This window comes from Marimonas lutisalis (assembly GCF_005434965.1).
GTDB lineage: Bacteria > Pseudomonadota > Alphaproteobacteria > Rhodobacterales > Rhodobacteraceae > Marimonas_A > Marimonas_A lutisalis.
Map to the genome: position 1 here is coordinate 20,773 of NZ_SKCI01000005.1, position 17,041 is coordinate 37,813.

17 protein-coding genes are annotated in these 17,041 nt (G+C 65.9%); 2 read left to right on the forward strand and 15 right to left on the reverse strand.

Features of this window, described 5'->3' with window-relative positions:
- Positions 1 to 15: 15 nt before the first annotated feature.
- From trpB to E0501_RS18545, 9 genes are all read right to left on the reverse strand, one after another.
- Positions 16 to 1,269 (reverse strand): tryptophan synthase subunit beta, encoded by a 1,254-nt coding sequence (gene trpB / locus E0501_RS18505; protein WP_137702901.1) that lies wholly within the window; start codon positions 1,267 to 1,269, stop codon positions 16 to 18.
- 101 nt (positions 1,270 to 1,370) lie between these two features.
- The gene (locus tag E0501_RS18510) at positions 1,371 to 1,631 is read right to left on the reverse strand and encodes an N-(5'-phosphoribosyl)anthranilate isomerase (protein ID WP_137702902.1); all 261 of its coding nucleotides are present in this window, start codon (positions 1,629 to 1,631) and stop codon (positions 1,371 to 1,373) included.
- A gap of 34 nt (positions 1,632 to 1,665) precedes the next feature.
- Positions 1,666 to 2,118, reverse strand: coding sequence for a GNAT family N-acetyltransferase (locus tag E0501_RS18515; protein ID WP_137702903.1), 453 nt, complete (start codon positions 2,116 to 2,118; stop codon positions 1,666 to 1,668).
- A complete protein-coding gene (locus E0501_RS18520) occupies positions 2,109 to 2,750 on the reverse strand; it encodes a phosphoribosylanthranilate isomerase (protein ID WP_137702904.1) in 642 nt (213 codons plus the stop codon). The genes E0501_RS18515 and E0501_RS18520 overlap by 10 nt, the downstream gene beginning before the upstream one ends.
- Positions 2,751 to 2,820: 70 nt before the next feature.
- Positions 2,821 to 3,174, reverse strand: coding sequence for a lipopolysaccharide assembly protein LapA domain-containing protein (locus E0501_RS18525; RefSeq protein ID WP_137702905.1), 354 nt, complete (start codon positions 3,172 to 3,174; stop codon positions 2,821 to 2,823).
- A complete protein-coding gene (gene ihfB, locus E0501_RS18530) occupies positions 3,175 to 3,459 on the reverse strand; it encodes an integration host factor subunit beta (protein WP_137703065.1) in 285 nt (94 codons plus the stop codon).
- A gap of 315 nt (positions 3,460 to 3,774) precedes the next feature.
- Positions 3,775 to 5,457, reverse strand: coding sequence for a 30S ribosomal protein S1 (rpsA, locus tag E0501_RS18535; protein WP_137702906.1), 1,683 nt, complete (start codon positions 5,455 to 5,457; stop codon positions 3,775 to 3,777).
- 336 nt (positions 5,458 to 5,793) lie between these two features.
- Positions 5,794 to 6,216 (reverse strand): c-type cytochrome, encoded by a 423-nt coding sequence (locus E0501_RS18540; protein ID WP_137702907.1) that lies wholly within the window; start codon positions 6,214 to 6,216, stop codon positions 5,794 to 5,796.
- 224 nt (positions 6,217 to 6,440) lie between these two features.
- On the reverse strand, positions 6,441 to 7,685 hold the full coding sequence (locus E0501_RS18545) for an MFS transporter (protein WP_137702908.1): 1,245 nt from the start codon (positions 7,683 to 7,685) through the stop codon (positions 6,441 to 6,443).
- A gap of 181 nt (positions 7,686 to 7,866) precedes the next feature.
- Here E0501_RS18545 and E0501_RS18550 point away from each other — a divergent pair, with 181 nt between their 5' ends.
- Entirely contained in the window at positions 7,867 to 9,423 is a 1,557-nt protein-coding gene (locus E0501_RS18550) for an AMP-binding protein (protein ID WP_137702909.1), read from the forward strand.
- A gap of 69 nt (positions 9,424 to 9,492) precedes the next feature.
- Here E0501_RS18550 and E0501_RS18555 read toward each other — a convergent pair whose 3' ends face one another.
- The gene (locus E0501_RS18555) at positions 9,493 to 11,142 is read right to left on the reverse strand and encodes a thiamine pyrophosphate-dependent enzyme (protein WP_137702910.1); all 1,650 of its coding nucleotides are present in this window, start codon (positions 11,140 to 11,142) and stop codon (positions 9,493 to 9,495) included.
- 153 nt (positions 11,143 to 11,295) lie between these two features.
- Here E0501_RS18555 and E0501_RS18560 point away from each other — a divergent pair, with 153 nt between their 5' ends.
- Entirely contained in the window at positions 11,296 to 12,855 is a 1,560-nt protein-coding gene (locus tag E0501_RS18560; RefSeq protein WP_137702911.1) for an AMP-binding protein, read from the forward strand.
- A gap of 13 nt (positions 12,856 to 12,868) precedes the next feature.
- On the opposite strand, the gene E0501_RS18565 is transcribed toward E0501_RS18560, so the two are convergent.
- The 5 genes from E0501_RS18565 to aroA form a co-directional block, all read right to left on the reverse strand.
- Positions 12,869 to 13,291: a DUF2267 domain-containing protein gene (locus E0501_RS18565; RefSeq protein ID WP_137702912.1), complete on the reverse strand. Its 423-nt coding sequence runs from the start codon at positions 13,289 to 13,291 to the stop codon at positions 12,869 to 12,871.
- A gap of 86 nt (positions 13,292 to 13,377) precedes the next feature.
- Positions 13,378 to 14,376 carry an aldo/keto reductase gene (locus E0501_RS18570; RefSeq protein ID WP_137702913.1) on the reverse strand — a complete coding sequence of 333 codons (999 nt, stop codon included), beginning with the start codon at positions 14,374 to 14,376 and terminating at the stop codon, positions 13,378 to 13,380.
- Positions 14,376 to 14,987, reverse strand: a complete 612-nt coding sequence (gene cmk, locus E0501_RS18575; RefSeq protein WP_137702914.1) for a (d)CMP kinase — start codon at positions 14,985 to 14,987, stop codon at positions 14,376 to 14,378. The genes E0501_RS18570 and cmk overlap by 1 nt, the downstream gene beginning before the upstream one ends.
- 14 nt (positions 14,988 to 15,001) lie before the next feature.
- Positions 15,002 to 15,625 (reverse strand): hypothetical protein, encoded by a 624-nt coding sequence (locus tag E0501_RS18580; RefSeq protein ID WP_137702915.1) that lies wholly within the window; start codon positions 15,623 to 15,625, stop codon positions 15,002 to 15,004.
- Positions 15,622 to 16,971 (reverse strand): 3-phosphoshikimate 1-carboxyvinyltransferase, encoded by a 1,350-nt coding sequence (gene aroA, locus E0501_RS18585; protein WP_137703066.1) that lies wholly within the window; start codon positions 16,969 to 16,971, stop codon positions 15,622 to 15,624. The genes E0501_RS18580 and aroA overlap by 4 nt, the downstream gene beginning before the upstream one ends.
- Between the last annotated feature and the right edge of the window lie 70 nt (positions 16,972 to 17,041).

Below are 17,041 nucleotides of genomic sequence, written 5' to 3' on the forward strand. Positions count from 1 at the left end.
GGCCCGGACAGCGCTCTAGTCCATCTCGCGGCCTTCGGTATCGGACATGTCAAAGCCCAGGTGCTTGGCCACCGTGAAGATGTCCTTGTCGCCGCGGCCGCACATGTTCATCACGATGATATGGTCGCGCGGCAGGTTCGGGGCGATCTTCATCACATGCGCCAGCGCGTGGCTAGGCTCCAGCGCGGGGATGATTCCCTCGGTCGAGCAGCTCAGCTGGAACGCTTCCAGCGCTTCCTTGTCGGTGATCGACACGTATTGCGCGCGCCCCGTCTCGTGCAGCCAGGAATGTTCTGGACCGATGCCCGGGTAATCCAGTCCCGCCGAGATCGAGAAGCCTTCGAGGATCTGGCCGTCGTCGTCCTGCAGAAGGTAGGTGCGGTTGCCGTGCAGCACGCCCGGCCGCCCCCCGGTAAGCGACGCGCAATGCTGCATCTTCTCGTCCACGCCCTTGCCGCCGGCTTCGACGCCGATGATGTTCACCGACGGATCATCGAGGAACGGAAAGAAAAGGCCCATCGCGTTCGACCCGCCGCCGATCGCGGCGATCACCGTGTCGGGCAGGCGGCCTTCGCCTTCCTGCTCGGCCAGCTGCCAGCGCACTTCCTGGCCGATGATCGACTGGAAGTCGCGCACCATTGCCGGGTAAGGGTGCGGCCCGGCCACGGTGCCGATGCAGTAGAACGTGTCGCGCACATTGGTCACCCAGTCGCGCAGCGCGTCGTTCATCGCGTCCTTGAGCGTGCCGCGACCCGAGGTCACCGGGATCACCTCGGCCCCCAGTAGGCGCATGCGAAACACGTTGGGCGCCTGGCGCTCGACATCGTGCTTGCCCATGTAGACCACGCATTTGAGGCCGAACTTGGCGCAGACCGTCGCAGTGGCCACGCCATGCTGCCCGGCGCCGGTCTCGGCGATGATGCGTTTCTTGCCCATGCGGCGGGCCAGCAGGATCTGGCCCAGCACGTTGTTGATCTTATGCGCGCCGGTGTGGTTCAGCTCGTCGCGCTTGAGATAGATCTTGGCGCCGCCCAGGTGATCGGTCAGGCGCTCGGCGAAATAGAGCGGACTGGGCCGGCCGACATAGTGCTTCCACAGATCGTCCATCTCGGCCCAGAACTCGGGATCGTCCTTGGCCTTGTCATACTCGGCCTCCAGGTCGAGGATCAGCGGCATCAGCGTCTCGGACACGAACCGCCCGCCGAAATCCCCGAACCGCCCGCGCTCGTCGGGGCCGTTCATGAAGCTGTTGAAAAGATCGTCGGCCATAGTGGCACCCTCCAGAATTTCTGGACGAGGTGTAATCGCATCGCCGGGTGGGGGCAATAGTCGCGACTCTTGGGCTGGGCGAACGCGGGCGCGCGCCCGCGTCAGGCGCCGGCGCGCGCCGGCGCTGTCCCACCGCGGACGCGTCGGATCGGCTGGGCATTGCAGCAGACGATGAAATGCGCGCCGTTCTCAAGGGCCTGCCAGCCGCGCCGCTCGACCTCGGCCAGGAACACGTCCCGGCCAACGATCCTTTCCACGTCCCACACCTGGCGCCGGATTACCCCACCACGCCGCGCATCGCGCGACTCGAACACGTCGCGCAACCAGGGTTCGGGAATGATGGCGGCAGGCAGGTAAGACATGCCGCGATCCTGTCGCGATATGGTTAACGCAGGCTTAATCGAGATAGCGCTTGAAGCCGACATGGCTCGCCTCAAAGCCCAGCCCCTCGTAGAATCGCCGGCTATCGGTCCGCACGGCGTTCATCGTCAGCTGGATCAGGCGGCAACCCGCCGCGCGTGCCCGCGCCTCGACATCGGCGAACATCAACCGGCCCGCCCCCTGCCCGCGCAGCTCCGCGGCCACCCGCACCGATTCGACCTGCGCCCGGCGCGCCGCCGCGAGCGACAGGCCCGAAATGAAGGTCAGCTGATAGGTGGCGACCACCGTGCCGCTGTCGTCCTCGCCGACGATCACCGTGTTGTTTCCCTCGGCCTGCATCGCATCGAACGCGGCCAGGTAGGGCGCCAGATCCTCGTTCTCGCGGCCCGCGCCCAGCATGTCGTCGGCCAACAGCCCCACGACGGCGGGCACATCGTCCCGCGTGGCCGCGCGGAACCTCACCCACATGTCGCCGCTTTGATGAACGCATGAATCAGGTCGGCGTCTTTCTCACCCGGCGCGCGTTCCACGCCCGAAGATACGTCCACCTGCCGCGCACCGGTCAGGCGCACGGCCTGGGCCACGTTCCCGGGCGTCAGCCCCCCGGCCAGCATCCACGGCACCGGCCAGCGCCGCCCGGCGATCAGGTTCCAGTCGAAGGCCAGCGCGTTGCCGCCGGGCCGGTCTGCCCCCTTGGGCGGCTTCGCGTCCACCAGGATCCGGTCGGCCACCTTGGCATAGGTCTCCAGCGCGGGCAGGTCGTCTGCTTCGGCCACGCCGACAGCCTTCATCACCGGCAGGCCATAGCGCGCCTTCACCTCGACCACGCGCTCAGGGGTTTCATGCCCATGCAGCTGAAGCATGTCGAGTGGCACGCGCGCGGTGATCGCATCCAGCTCGGCATCGGTCGCATCCACGGTCAGTGCCACCTTGGCCAGCCCCATCGGCGCGCGCAGCGCCAGCGCGCGGGCGGCCTCGTGGCTGACGTTGCGGGGGCTCTTGGCAAAGAACACGAACCCGGCATAGGCCGCACCCGCCGCGGCCACCGCGTCCACGTCCTCGGGGCGGGTCAGCCCGCAGATCTTCACCTTCACGTTCATGGGCCAGCAGATATGCGAAAGGGGGCGGCAATGCCACCCCCTGTGCCAGTCCCACGATCGGAAGCGGCGCTCAGCTCGCCTCGTCCAGAAGCGCCAGGACCTCGTCCTTCTCGGTGCCCTTCTGTGTGCCTTTCAGGCGCTGCACCTCGCGCTTCAGTTCGCGCACCTCGCCGTCCTTGCGCACGGCCTGGGCGCGGTGCTTGTGCTCGCGCAGCCATTCCCAGACGAAACCGATCAGCAACCCCGCCACGATCGCGGCGAAGATCACGATGAAAAGCGGCAGTTCGACCGAGCGGTTGATGCCAAAGAGCGTGCCCAGTTCCTCGGGCAGCATCCGCAACTCGACCGCGCCGCGATTGGCCATCGCCACGGAGATCAGAACCACGGCCAGCGCGGCAAGAAAGGCATAGCGGAGGTAGCGCATTTACGACTTCCCGTTCAGGCGATCGCGCAGCAATTTCCCGGTTTTGAAGAACGGCACATGCTTTTCTTCCACCTGCACCGCCTCGCCGGTGCGCGGGTTGCGCCCGACGCGCGCGTCGCGTTTCTTCACCGAGAACGCACCGAACCCGCGCAGTTCAACGCGGTTGCCATTGGCCATGGCCTCGGTGATTTCCTCGAAAATCGTGTTCACGATCCGCTCGACATCACGCTGGTAGAGGTGCGGATTTTCGTCGGCGATCTTCTGTATCAGTTCCGATCGGATCATCGGATCAGTCCCCCCCGGGTGGCTTGTTTGTTTGGTCAGGTCTTTGAGATGACTATAGAAAGAAAAACCGGCGCAAGGAACATCAAAGCCGTGGGGAAATCCGGCAGATTCAGCCCCGAAAAGACGCAAATGCGCAATTTGCGCCCGTTTTCTTGCTCGCCCGGCAAAAAAACGGCCGGTCGGGCGCGATCCGCCGCAGCGCGGCGAAGCCATTGATTCGGAGCGAAAATCCGCGACGCCTGCGAGCCCGGGAAATGCAAAAGGCCCCGTGCCTTGCACGGGGCCTTCGCCAGTTTGTCAGATGCGATCAGCCGATCACTCGTTGTCGCTCTTCAGAGCGGCGCCGAGAATGTCGCCGAGGCTCGCACCCGAGTCCGAGGAGCCGTACTGTTCCACGGCCTCTTTCTCTTCGGCGATCTCGCGGGCCTTGATCGACAGACCCAGACGGCGGGTCTTGCTGTCGACATTGGTCACGCGCACGTCGACCTTGTCACCGACCGAGAACCGCTCGGGGCGCTGCTCGGCACGATCGCGCGACAGGTCGCTGCGGCGGATGAAGGATTTCATGCCTTCGTATTCCACCTCGATGCCACCATCCTCGATCGCGGTCACTTCCACGGTGATGATGCTGCCGCGCTTCACGCCGCCAACGGCCTCGGCGAACTTGTCGCCGCCCAGTGCCTTGATCGACAGCGAAATACGCTCTTTTTCCACGTCCACTTCCGAGACGACAGCCTGCACGACGTCGCCCTTCTTGTAGCTCTGGATCGCGTCTTCGCCACGCTCGTCCCAGCTCAGGTCGCTGAGGTGAACCATGCCGTCGATGTCGCCATCGAGGCCGATGAACAGACCGAACTCGGTGATGTTCTTGACCTCGCCCTCGACCTCGGTGCCCTCGGGGTGGGTTTCGGCGAACACTTCCCACGGGTTGCGCATGGTCTGTTTCAGGCCCAGCGAAACACGGCGCTTCGCGGGGTCGATTTCCAGAACCATCACGTCGACCTCTTGCGAGGTGGAGACGATCTTGCCCGGGTGGACGTTCTTCTTGGTCCAGGACATTTCCGAAACGTGCACCAGGCCTTCGACACCCGGCTCAAGCTCAACAAATGCACCGTAATCGGTAATGTTGGTCACGCGGCCCTTGTGGACCGAACCCAGCGGGTATTTCGCGCCGACCAGATCCCACGGATCTTCCTGCAGCTGCTTCATGCCCAGGCTGATGCGGTGGGTTTCCTTGTTGATCTTGATGACCTGCACCTTGACGGTTTCGCCGATCGACAGGATCTCGCTCGGGTGGTTGACGCGGCGCCAGGCCATGTCGGTCACGTGCAGAAGGCCATCGACACCGCCCAGGTCCACGAAGGCGCCGTATTCGGTGATGTTCTTCACCACGCCGTCCACGGTGTCGCCCTCGGCCAGCTTGCCGATCACCTCGGCGCGCTGCTCGGCGCGGCTCTCTTCCAGGATGGCACGGCGCGAGACAACGATGTTGCCGCGGCGACGGTCCATTTTCAGGATCTGGAAGGGCTGTTTCAGGCCCATCAGCGGGCCGGCGTCGCGCACGGGGCGCACATCGACCTGAGAGCCGGGCAGGAAGGCCACGGCACCGCCCAGATCGACGGTAAAGCCGCCCTTGACGCGGCCGAAGATCGCGCCTTCGACGCGGGCGTCGTCGGCATAGGCTTTCTCCAGGCGGTCCCAGGCTTCTTCGCGGCGGGCCATTTCACGGCTGATCACGGCTTCGCCGCGGGCGTTCTCGGCCGCGCGCAGGAAGACCTCGACCTCGTCACCGACCGAGATGTCGGGCGCTTCGCCGGGATTTGCGAATTCTTTCAGTTCGACACGGCCTTCCATCTTGTAGCCGACGTCGATGATGGCTTGCCCCGCTTCAATCGCGATGACCTTGCCTTTGACAACAGAACCCTCTTCGGGCGTGTCCATTTCGAAGCTTTCGTTCAGGAGGGCTTCGAATTCCTCCATCGATGCGTTTTGAGCCATGTGGCGTTCAGTTCCTTTTTCGATGTTTCCGGCCGCGCGGTTGTCTCCGCCGGTCTTGGGGTTTCGTTGGTCAGACGGGACATAAAACAAAGAGGGCCGGTAGTTGCCCGACCCTGCTCATCTCGATGTTCTATGGCGGTTCCGCCTTGTCGACGCGCGCTACATAGGCGGTTTGGCCCCATGACGCAAGGGGCAAGCACGCAGGGTAGCGGGGTTGTGCCGGAAACCGGCGCAGGATCCCGCGCCGTCGCCGCGGCGCCACAAGTTCACGGCGATCGCCCGGGGCCGCGCGACTGCCGATCACGGATCCCGTGGCACCCCGGCGCGCGGCGCGCTCTATTCGGTCTCCTGGATCGACTCGAGGTAGAGCACCAGCGAAAGCGCCCGGCCGGCCGCGATTTCCAAGGCGTCAGATTGGCTGACACCCCGGTCTGCCAGAGAATCGGCAAGGAAGTAGTCCCCCCAGATCGGCATCTCGGCATCGCCATGCCCGGCTTCTTCCATGCCGCTGATCAGGATGCGGTAGACTTCGTGGAACGGAAACCGGCCGCCCGCCCGCTCGGCGAGCTTGGTCAGATCCGACGGGGGCACGCGAAACAGTTCGGCAACCTCCCCTCCGCCTTTGCCTTCCGGGCCATGGCACAGGGCACAATTCGCCTTGTAGGATGACTTGCCAAGAATGAGTGCCGAGTCCTCTGCGACAACAGGCCCCGCCGCAGCGACGGCGAACAGCGATGCAAAAAGAAGTCCTGGTTTCATAATTTCCTCCCAAAACCGAGTCTTGGCCAATAACGTCTCACGGAACGCACGCCGGTCACTGAAAGAACAAGGCAACGACGAGGAACACGAGAATTCGGGCCAACTGTTTTCAAAATCTAGAGCGCTTTCCGTAACCGGACATTGACTGAAATCAAGGCATGCATCACGGGGCCTGCCTGGCCCTATCTCGCGACCTGACACAATCAGGACGCGTCAACGGCAGCTTACTCGGCCTCTGTCTGCTCGGCGGCCCAGGTCCCCGCCGCCTCGACCGAAACCGGCGATGCGGTCGGCAACACGCCGACATAACTTTCGGTTTCGTCAGCCGGCAGCGCCGCGCGCTGCGTCATGCGGTACAGCGCGTAAAGCGCCATCACGACGAAGATCGCGCCCAGCACGAGCCAGAACGCAAACGGCCCGGCCCCCTGCATGGCCCAGCCCGTGATCATCGGGCCGGCGATGGCGCCCAGCCCGAAGGTGAAAACCAACCCGCCGGACGCAGCCGGCATATCCTCGACCGGCAGGAAATCGTTGGTATAGGCAAGGATCAGGGCATAGAGCGGGGTCGTAACACCGCCTGCGAAAAACGCGGCCGCCATCAGGGCCCAAAGGCCGTTGTCGGCGAACCAGCCCAATGCGCAGGAGGCCGCGCCAAGCGCGGCCGCGCTAAAAATCAGTTTTCGCCGGTCCACCCGGTCCGACAGCCAGCCAATCGGGTATTGCAGCACCAGCGCCCCGGCAAACAGCATGGCGACGAACAGGGCGATCTGCGACGCGGTCAGCCCGATCTGGGTGCCGAACACCGCGCCCATGCCCGAAATGGCGGCATAGGCTCCGCCCAGCAGGAAAATCCCCACGGTCCCCAGTGGCGAGCCGCGAAACAGGTCGCGCAGCGGCATCGGGCGGGCCACCTCGACGGCCGGCGCAGGGCTGACCGACAGCAGGATCGGGGCAAAGGATATCGATACCAGGATCGAGGCGCCGACGAACAATGCCGACGTCCCGGCATCGCCCAGGGTCAGCAATCCCTGCGCCCCGATGATCCCCAGCGTCTGGGCGATCATGTAGGCCGACAGCACCTTGCCGCGCGTTTCGTTGGTCGAGGCATTGTTCAGCCAGCTTTCGGCGGCCACGTAGATGCCCGACATGCAAAAGCCCACCAGAACCCGCAACAGCGTCCAGGCCCAGGGTTCGGCCAACAGCGTGAAGGCGATCAGTCCCGCAGACATGAAACTACCGAGCGCCGCGAACACGCGCACATGTCCCACGCGCTGAATCAGCACTGGCGTGATCCGCGCGCCCGACAGGAACCCCACGAAATAGCCCGAGGTCACGACGGCCAGTTCCGAGGCCGAAAACCCCTCGATCCCGCCGCGCAGCCCGATCAGGGTGAAATGCATGCCGTTGCCCAGCATGATCAGCACGATGCCCAGCAAAAGGGCCCAGACACTGAACAAGACTTGCACCATGACTCGTCCTTTCCCCGCTCACAGGCCGCACTGTCCGCCGCTGCATTTGCAGGTTTCGGCAGGCGGCGCGCGATCCACAGCGCCGCTTGCATCATGATTTGCGACAGGGCGTCGAAATCGGCACAAACCTGTTGGCGTTCCTGTCATGCCGTGTAATCTCCCCGAAAAGGGAGGATTTCACATGACCATCTACAAAAGCCAGTTTCCCGATGTCGCACTGACCGACAAGACCATCACCCAGCGCGTCTTTGAAGGGATCGATCCAGAGATGACGATCCTGGTCGATGGCCCCTCGGGGCGTCAGATAACCGGCGCGCAGTTCATCGGCGGGGTCAAGTCGCTCGCCGGTGGCCTGACGGCACGCGGCTATGGCGCGGGCAAGGTGCTGGCGCTGATGGCACCCAATATCCCCGAATATTGCATGGTGTTCCATGCCAGCGCCTGGGCCGGCGGCACCGTGACCACGATCAACCCGACCTACACCGCGCATGAGGTCAACCATCAACTGAACGATGCCGGCGCCGACGTTCTGGTGACCATTGCCATGTTCGCCGATACCGCGCGCGAGGCCGCCAAGGGTACCGGCGTCAAGGAGATCATCATCATCGGCGATGCCCCCGACGGTATGGTGCCGCTTTCCGAATGCATGGGCGCCCCGATGGAGGAACAGTCCCCTGTCCCGGTTGACGACCATGTCGTCGCCCTGCCCTATTCCTCGGGCACCACCGGTCTACCCAAGGGCGTGATGCTGACGCATCAGAACCTGGTGGTGAATATCGACCAGTCGCTGGTGCCTGCGGATGTGCAGGAAAAGGAAATGACCGTGGCCTTCCTGCCCTTCTTCCATATCTACGGACTCGAAGTGCTGATGAACATCTATCTCGCGGGCGGCGGTGGACTCGTCACCATGCCGCGCTTCGACCTCGAGATGTATCTCAAGCTCGCCAGCGAATACAAAACCCCGCGGCTCTGGATCGTGCCGCCGGTGGCGCTGGCGCTGGCCAAGCATCCGCTGGTCGACCAATTCGATCTTTCCCACGTCATCCAGGTGAATTCGGCCGCGGCCCCCCTGGGCGCCGACGTGGCCGAGGCGATGGGCGCGCGCCTGGGCACCTCCGCCACGCAGGGCTATGGCATGACCGAGCTGTCGCCGGTTTCCCACGTCTCGCCGCAGGGCAAGGGCAAGCCGGGCGCCTCGGGCGTGGCGATCTCGAACACTGAAAGCCGTATCGTGAACCCCGAAACTCTCACCGACATGCCGCCGGGCGAAGATGGTGAGCTCTGGGTGCGCGGGCCGCAGGTGATGAAGGGCTATCTCAACAACCCCAAGGCCACCGCCGAAACGATCACCGAGGATGGCTGGCTCAGAACCGGTGACATCGCCCATATCGACGAGGACGGATACCTCTTCATCACCGACCGGCTGAAAGAGCTGATCAAGTACAAGGGTTTCCAGGTCGCCCCGGCCGAGCTCGAGGCCGAGCTGGTCACCCACCCGGGCATCGCCGATGCCGCGGTGATCGGCGTGCCGGATGACGATGCCGGCGAATTGCCCATGGCCTTCGTCGTCGCCGCACCGGGGGCCGAGACGCCGACGCTCGAGTCGGTGCAGGACTACCTGGAGTCACGGCTGGCGCATTACAAACAGGTGCGCCTGCTGGAAGTGGTCGACGAGATTCCGAAATCCGCCTCCGGAAAGATCCTGCGCCGCTTCCTGCGCGACAAGGTCGGCGCCTAGCGCCGGGGCAAAGACCGCGGGGCCCCGCGGCCCCGCACCACGCGGGCGCGCGCCCGCGTGGTGCCAGGTTCAGACCGGCTGGCGCAGGATCAGCGGCCACGGGTCACCCTCGCTTCCCGGCTCGTCCATCACCTCGATCAGCGCCGGCTGATCTGCCGCGATCGCCTGCGCCAGCACCGGCTTCAACGCTTCCGGGCTGTCCACCCTATAGCCTTGCACGCCCTGCGCCCCGGCCAGCGCGATATAGTCGATGCCGGGCAAGTCGCTGGCAATCACGCGGCCCTCGAACCGGGTTTGCTGATCGCGGCGCACGTTGCCATAGGCGCTGTTGTTGAAGACGATAGTGACCACGCCGATCCCGTGCTGCGCCGCGGTCGACAACTCCTGCGCTGCGAACATAAAGCCCCCGTCGCCGGTGACCACCACCACCGGCGTTTCGGGGCAGCCGACCTTGGCCCCCAGCGCGGTCGGAAAGGCAAAGCCCAGGTTCCCCTGGTAGCCCGAGGTCAGGTAGGTGCGCGGGCCATAGACGTCCCACGCGAAATACGAGGCAAAGCCCACCTGGCAGATATCCTTGACCAGGATGCCCTCGCGCGGCAGTACCTCGCGGATCGCATCCAGGTATCCCACCTGCGGCTGCACCGCCTCGGCCTGTTCGCGCGCCGCCGCCCGTGCTGCGGCAACGCGCTCCTGCGCCCCCGGATCGGGCGCAACCCGCCCGGCCAGCGCCGCCGTCAAGGCGCGCGCGCCCTCGGCCGCATCCGCGACGATCCCCACATCCGGTTTCAGCCGCAAAAGCTCTTCCGCATCGATCTCGATCCGGATCAGCTTGCGGTTCCCGGGCACCCGGTCAAGCGCCGCCATCATCCCGGTCCAGCGCATCGTCGGCATCTCGCAGCGCGAGCCGATCCCGATCAGCACGTCCGTCTCCGCCCACATCTCATAGGCCGCCGCCGACTGCGCGGCCAACGGATGGGTGTCGGGCACCACGCCGCGCCCGCCGCGAAAGGCACTGACCGGCGCGCCCAGCGTCTCGGCCAGCGCCTGCACCTCGGGCCCGGCATGCTGCGCGCCCGCGCCCACCACGATCATCGGGCGTTTCGCCCCGGCCAGAAGCTCTGCCGCCGCCACGATCGCCCGCGCATCAGGCGCGGGGGCCTCGGGCCGCGGGGGCAGATCGGCGAAATCCACCGCGCCCTCCTCGGCCATCGTGTCCCAGCACATTTCCAGCGCCACCGGCCCCGGCCGGCCCGACTGCATCCGGGCAAAGGCTTCGTCCACCAGCGCAGGCGCCTCGGCTGCGCGCGGCACCCGGTCGGCCCATTTGATGAAGCTGCGCAGCGTGGCCTGCTGATCGGGAATTTCGTGCAGGTGCCCGCGCCCGCGGCCCAGGAACCCCGACGGCACCTGCCCTGTCAGCATCAGCACCGGCGCATTCGTCGCCACCATCGTGCAGAGCGCCGCCCCGGCGTTGAGAACCCCCGGCCCCGGCACCACCGAAAACACGCCCGGTTTGCCCGTGGCCTTGGCATAACCCATCGCCATGTAGGCCGCCGTCTGTTCATGGCGCGGATGGACCACCCGCACGCGGTTGCCCGCCTTCTGCAGCGCATCCATCAACGGATAGGTCTGCACGCCCGGCAGCGCGAAAACCGTGTCCACCCCGTGTTCCAGCACCCGCCGCACCAGTGCCGCACCGCCCGTCATCCGCTCGCTCATCGCATGCTCCCCGCGTTCGTTCCCCGTATCCTCACGATAGCGCGCCCTGGCCCCGGGGCAAGCCGGCCGGCGCGTCCGGCAAATGACGGCGCGTTCTGCTTGGCAAATTGCCCCGCGCGGCCCTAGCTTCCCTTTCAGGGAGGACCAACACCAATGACCATCATCACCAGCCCCTATCCGGATGTCGTGCTACGCGAGATATCCATCACCAACCGCGTGTTCGAAGGCCTGGGCGACGATCCCGACCGCCCGCTGCTGATCGACGGGCCCACGGGCCGCACCCTGACCGTGGCCCAGTTCATGCATGCGGTGAAGTCGCTGGCCGGTGGCCTGAATGCGCGCGGCACGGGCCGGGGCACGATGGTGGCGTTGATGGCGCCCAACCTGCCGGAATACGCCGTGGTATTCCACGGCGTGGCCTGGGCAGGTGGCACGGTGACTCTGATCAACCCGACCTACACCGCGCACGAAGTGCAGCACCAGCTCAACGATTCCGGCGCCACGCTTCTGGTGACCATCCCGCAGTTCATGGACACCGCGCGCGAAGCGGCGCAAGGCACACAGGTGACAGAAATCGCCGTGATCGGCGAAGCCGAGGGCGCGCTCTCACTCAGTGACCTGATGGGCCCGCCGCAAGCCGAACAGACCCCGGTCGATATCCGCGACCACGTCGTCGCCCTGCCCTATTCCTCGGGCACCACCGGCCTGCCCAAGGGGGTGATGCTGACCCATTGGAACCTCGCCTCGAACGTCGATCAGACGCTGGCCACCACCAGCCATGAGCCGGGCGAGATGACGGTGGCCTTCCTGCCGTTCTTTCACATCTACGGGCTGGAATGCCTGATGAACATCGTGCTGGCCGCGGGTGGCGGGCTCGTCACCATGCCGCGCTTCGATCTGGACCTGTTCCTGAAACTCAGTTCGGAACACCGCACCCGGCGCATGTATGTCGTCCCCCCGGTGATGATCGCGCTGGCCAAGCACCCGGCCGTCGATCACTACGACCTGTCGGCGGTCGAACAGATCAATTCGGGCGCCGCGCCGCTGGGCGGCGACGTGACCGATGCCGTGGCAAGCCGCATCGGCTGCGTCACCACCCAGGGCTACGGCATGACCGAGCTTTCGCCTGTCTCGCACACCTCGCCGCCCGCACAGGCGCGCGCCGGGGCCTCGGGGGCCACGGTGCCCAATACCGAATGCCGCGTGGTCGATCCCGAAACCGGGCAGGACGTGGACCCCGGCGCCGAGGGCGAGCTCTGGGTGCGCGGCCCGCAGGTGATGAAGGGCTACTGGAAGAACCCCAAGGCCACCGCCGAGACGCTGGATGCCGAGGGCTGGCTGCATACCGGCGACATCGTGCGCTTCGACGAGGATGGCCAGATGTATGTCACCGACCGGCTGAAGGAGCTGATCAAGTACAAAGGCTTCCAGGTCGCCCCGGCCGAGGTCGAGGCGGCGCTCATCACCCATCCCAAGGTGGCCGATGTCGGCGTGATCGGCGTACCCGACGCCGAGGCCGGCGAGATTCCGATGGCCTTTGTCGTGCCTGCCGGCGAGGCGCCCACGCTCTCCGAATTGCAGGCCCATCTCGAAGGCGAGCTGTCGCATTACAAGCAGGTGCGCCGGATCGAGATCGTCGAGGCCATTCCCAAGGCCGCAAGCGGCAAGATCCTGCGCCGCGTGCTGCGCCAGCAGGTGGCCGCCGCGGACTGAGCGGGCCGCCGGATCAGAACAGCGTGCGGATCTTCGTGGTGAAGGTCTGTTTCACGTCCTCCATCTCACCCTTCGAGATGTGGTCGTCCAGAACCGCGATCACCGCGCGAATGGCCTCGGGCGCATCGCCCAGCGGATCGGTCTCGAACGCGGCCTGCACCAGCGCGATGAAATCATCGGCGCCGCGCACGGTGACCGGCGTTTTCGACGGGTTCCAGCCCTCGTAATAGATTCCGCGGATCAGCACCGGCATCTGCGCGCCCAGCTGCGCCGCCTCATCCACGCTCAGATGATCGCGCACCACGTGCAGCACCTGCCGCAACAGCCGATAGGCCCGCTGCTTGTGGTCCCAGCCGGTGCGCGTGTCCACCTCGTTGATCCAGGCATTCGCGGTCTCGACCGCAGAATCGATGATCTTCAAACCCAATGCGCTCATGACAGCCTCCTTGTCAGTCGAAGGCAATCAAACCACGATCGGCGCGCGCCCGCCTTGACGGCGCGCATCGATCGGCGGGGTCTGGCTCAGCAATAGCGCTCGGGGCCGACCCACTGATCGTCGGAATAACGGTCGCCGTGGCACCATCCCACCGGCAGCACCGCCTCGATCCGGGCGATGTCGGCGCCGCTCAGGGCAATCTCGCCGCCGCGCACGCATTCGCGGAAATGCTCCACGCTGCGTGTGCCCGGGATCGGGATCACGTGATCGCCCTGCGCCAGAAGCCAGGCATTGGCCAGTGCCGCCGCCGGTTCGCCCATCTCGGCGGCCAACGCGCGAAACGCATCCGTTGCCGCCAGGTTGACGCTCAGGTTCGGTTCCAGGAACCGCGGGTTGCTGCCCAGGAACGGCAGGTCGGGGATCACCTCGCGCGGCAACGGGTGATCGGTCAGCAGGGACCTGCCCACCGGCGAAAATGCCACCAGCGCCGTGCCCAGCTCTTTGCAGGCCTGCACAAGGCCCAGTTCGGGCAGGCGCGTCTGCAGCGAATATTCCGACTGCACGGCCGCCACCGGGTGCACCGCGGCCGCGCGGCGCAGCGATGACGGCGCGATCTCGGAAAACCCGAAGGACGCAATCTTGCCGGTCTTCATGATCTCGACCAGCGCCCCGGTCACCTCCTCGATCTCCATCGAAGGATCGCGGCGGTGGACGTAAAACAGGTCGACCTGCTCCACGCCCATCCGCTTCAGGCTCTTGTCCAGCTCCGCTTCCAGATGCGCCCGGTCATTGCGAAAACAGCGGTTGCCGTCTTCGTCGCGCGTGATCGCAGCCTTGGTGGCCATCACGAAGTCATCGCGCGCACCGGGGTTTTTCACGAAATAGCTGCCAATCGCCTCTTCCGAACGGCCCATGCCATAGACGTTCGACGTATCGATATGGTTGATCCCCCAATCGCGCATCGCATCGAGAATCGCATGGCTGTTTTCCTCGGTCGTGGGGCCATAGAAATCGGCGAAACTCATCGCCCCGTATCCGATCGTCGCCACCTCGGGCCCGTATGCGCCCAAACGCCGTTTCTGCATCATCCCTCTCCCCGTTTTTCTTCGATCGCGGCAATGGCCGCGGCCACCGCCTCGTCGATGCTCATCTCGGACGTGTCGATCACCACCGCGTCCCCGGCGGGCTTCAGCGGCGCCGTGGCGCGTTCGCTGTCGCGCGCGTCTCGCTCCTTCACATCGGCCAATACCTCTTCGCGTGTCACTTCCAGCCCCTTGGCCGTCAGCTCCAGGTAGCGCCGCTCGGCGCGCACCTCGGGGCTTGCCGTCACGAAAAGCTTCGCCGGCGCCTCGGGGCAGATCACCGTGCCGATATCGCGCCCGTCCAGCACCGCGCCCCCTGCCCGCGTGGCAAAGGCGCGCTGGAAATCCACCAGCGCCGCACGCACCTCGGGGATCACCGCCACGCGGCTGGCCTCCTGCGCCACCTCGGGTGTGCGCAGCTCGCCCTCAAGATCCTCGGCCCGCAGCGCGCGCGCCGCAGCCACCGGCGCGGCCCCCTCCAGCACCCTGCGCCCCACCGCCCGGTAAAGCAGCCCGGTGTCGAGATGCGCAAAGCCGAAATGCGCCGCCACGGCCTTGGAGACCGTTCCCTTGCCCGCAGCCGCGGGCCCGTCGATTGCCACTGTAAAACTCATGATCCGCGATCATCCTAACTGTCGAACTCATATGCAAGCCGATCGCTGAAGACGACGCCATCGGCATCCTTCGCGCGCTTGACCATGTCCTCGACCGAGATTTCGAAATTGAACACCTCGCTGTGTTCCGAGGCATCCTTGACGTCCTCGAGCGCCTTCAGCCGCAGGCTTTCGGCCTGCATCTGCGCAATCAGCGCCCGCAGCCCATCGGCCACGTTGCCCCGCGTGGCGGCAAGGCGGAGCTCGCCGGCATAGGCGCCGCCCTGCGCGGGATCGGCCAGGTCGACACAGGCCAGCATCACTTCTTCGCTTTCCGGCGCGGCGGCAGGTTCATAGGTGTAGGGGCCCAGCGCGCAGATCTCGCCGGTTTTCAGCGCATCGTCGGCCATGGTCTGCATGTCGACCTCGAAGGGGAAATGATCGTCGCTGAAATTGCTGGCCTCGCCCGCGTAAAGCAGCCGCACCACGCCCAGCCCCTTCTGCGCCACCGCGTCCAGCAGGCGGATCAGCCCGCTTTCCAGGTCATCCGCTGCCAGCACGAAAAACATGCTCTGCCCGCCATAAAGCAGCCCGGGCTCGATCTTCATCTGCCCCAGCGGGTCCCACAGTTGCAGGTTCGCGTAGATCGCCCGGCTCATGTCATCCTCCTGATATCGGCGCCCAGCCCGGCCATCAGCGGCTCGAAAATCGGAAAGGACGTCGCCACCGGCGCGCCATCGTCCAGCTGCACCGCGCTTTGCGCCGCCATGCCGAGGCAGAGGAACGACATGGCAATCCGGTGATCGAGGAAGGTCTCCACCTCGGCCCCGCCCGGCACCTGCCCCGCGCCACAGCCGGTCACGGTCCACCAGTCCTCGCCATCCTCGACCGTGATACCGTTGGCGCGCAGGCCGCGCGCCATCGCCTCGATCCGGTCGCTTTCCTTCACGCGCAACTCCTTCACGCCGCGCATCACCGTCTGGCCGCTGGCATTCGCCGCCACCACCGACAGGATCGGGTATTCGTCGATCATGCTTGCCGCGCGCTCAGCCGGCACCTCGATGCCGCGCATGTCGGGGGAATAGCGCGCGCGCAGGTCCGCCACGGGCTCGCCGCCCTCCTCGCGTTCGTTCTCATAGGTCAGCTCGGCGCCCATCTCGCGCAGCGTGGTGAAGAGGCCCGCCCGCGTCGGGTTGAGCCCGATCCCCGGCACCAGCACGTCCGAGCCGGGCACGATCAGCGCCGCGCACACCGGGAACGCCGCCGAGCTGGGATCGCGCGGCACGGCAATCACCTGCGGCTGCAATTCCGGCTGGCCGGTCAGGGTGATCACGCGCTTGCCGTCCTGCTCCTCCACCGTGATCTCGGCGCCAAAGCCCTCGAGCATCCGCTCGGTGTGATCGCGCGTGGCTTCCTTCTCGATCACCACGGTCTGGCCCGGCGCGTTCAACCCGGCCAGCAGCACCGCCGATTTCACCTGCGCCGAGGGCACCGGCACCTCGTAACGCACCGGCACCGGCGCGCGCGCGCCCTCGATCACCATCGGCAGACGCCCGCCGGAACGACCCACAGCGCGCGCGCCAAACAGCGCCAGCGGATCGGTGACCCGCGCCATCGGCCGGCTGTTCAGGCTGGCATCGCCGGTAAAACACGCGGTGATGGGCGAAGTCGCCATCGCCCCCATGATCAGCCGCACGCCGGTGCCGGAATTGCCGCAGTCGATCACCTGGTCGGGCTCGGTAAAACCGCCCACGCCCACGCCGTGCACGTGCCAGGCGCCGTCCTCGTCCTTTTCCACTTCGGCGCCGAAAGCGCGCATCGCTTTCGCGGTGTCGAGCACGTCTTCGCCCTCCAGCAGGCCGGTGATCCGCGTCTCGCCGACGCACATCGTCCCCAGGATCAGCGAGCGGTGCGATATCGACTTGTCGCCCGGCACCTCGGCCACGCCCGAGAGCGCGCCGCAGGGGGTGGAAATCATCGGGATCGGGCTGTCCTGTCCGCTCATCTCGGGGCCTTTCATGCTCGGGTCTTCGCGTGATAGCGCAGCCCTTGCAGCGCGTCCATTGCCCAAAACC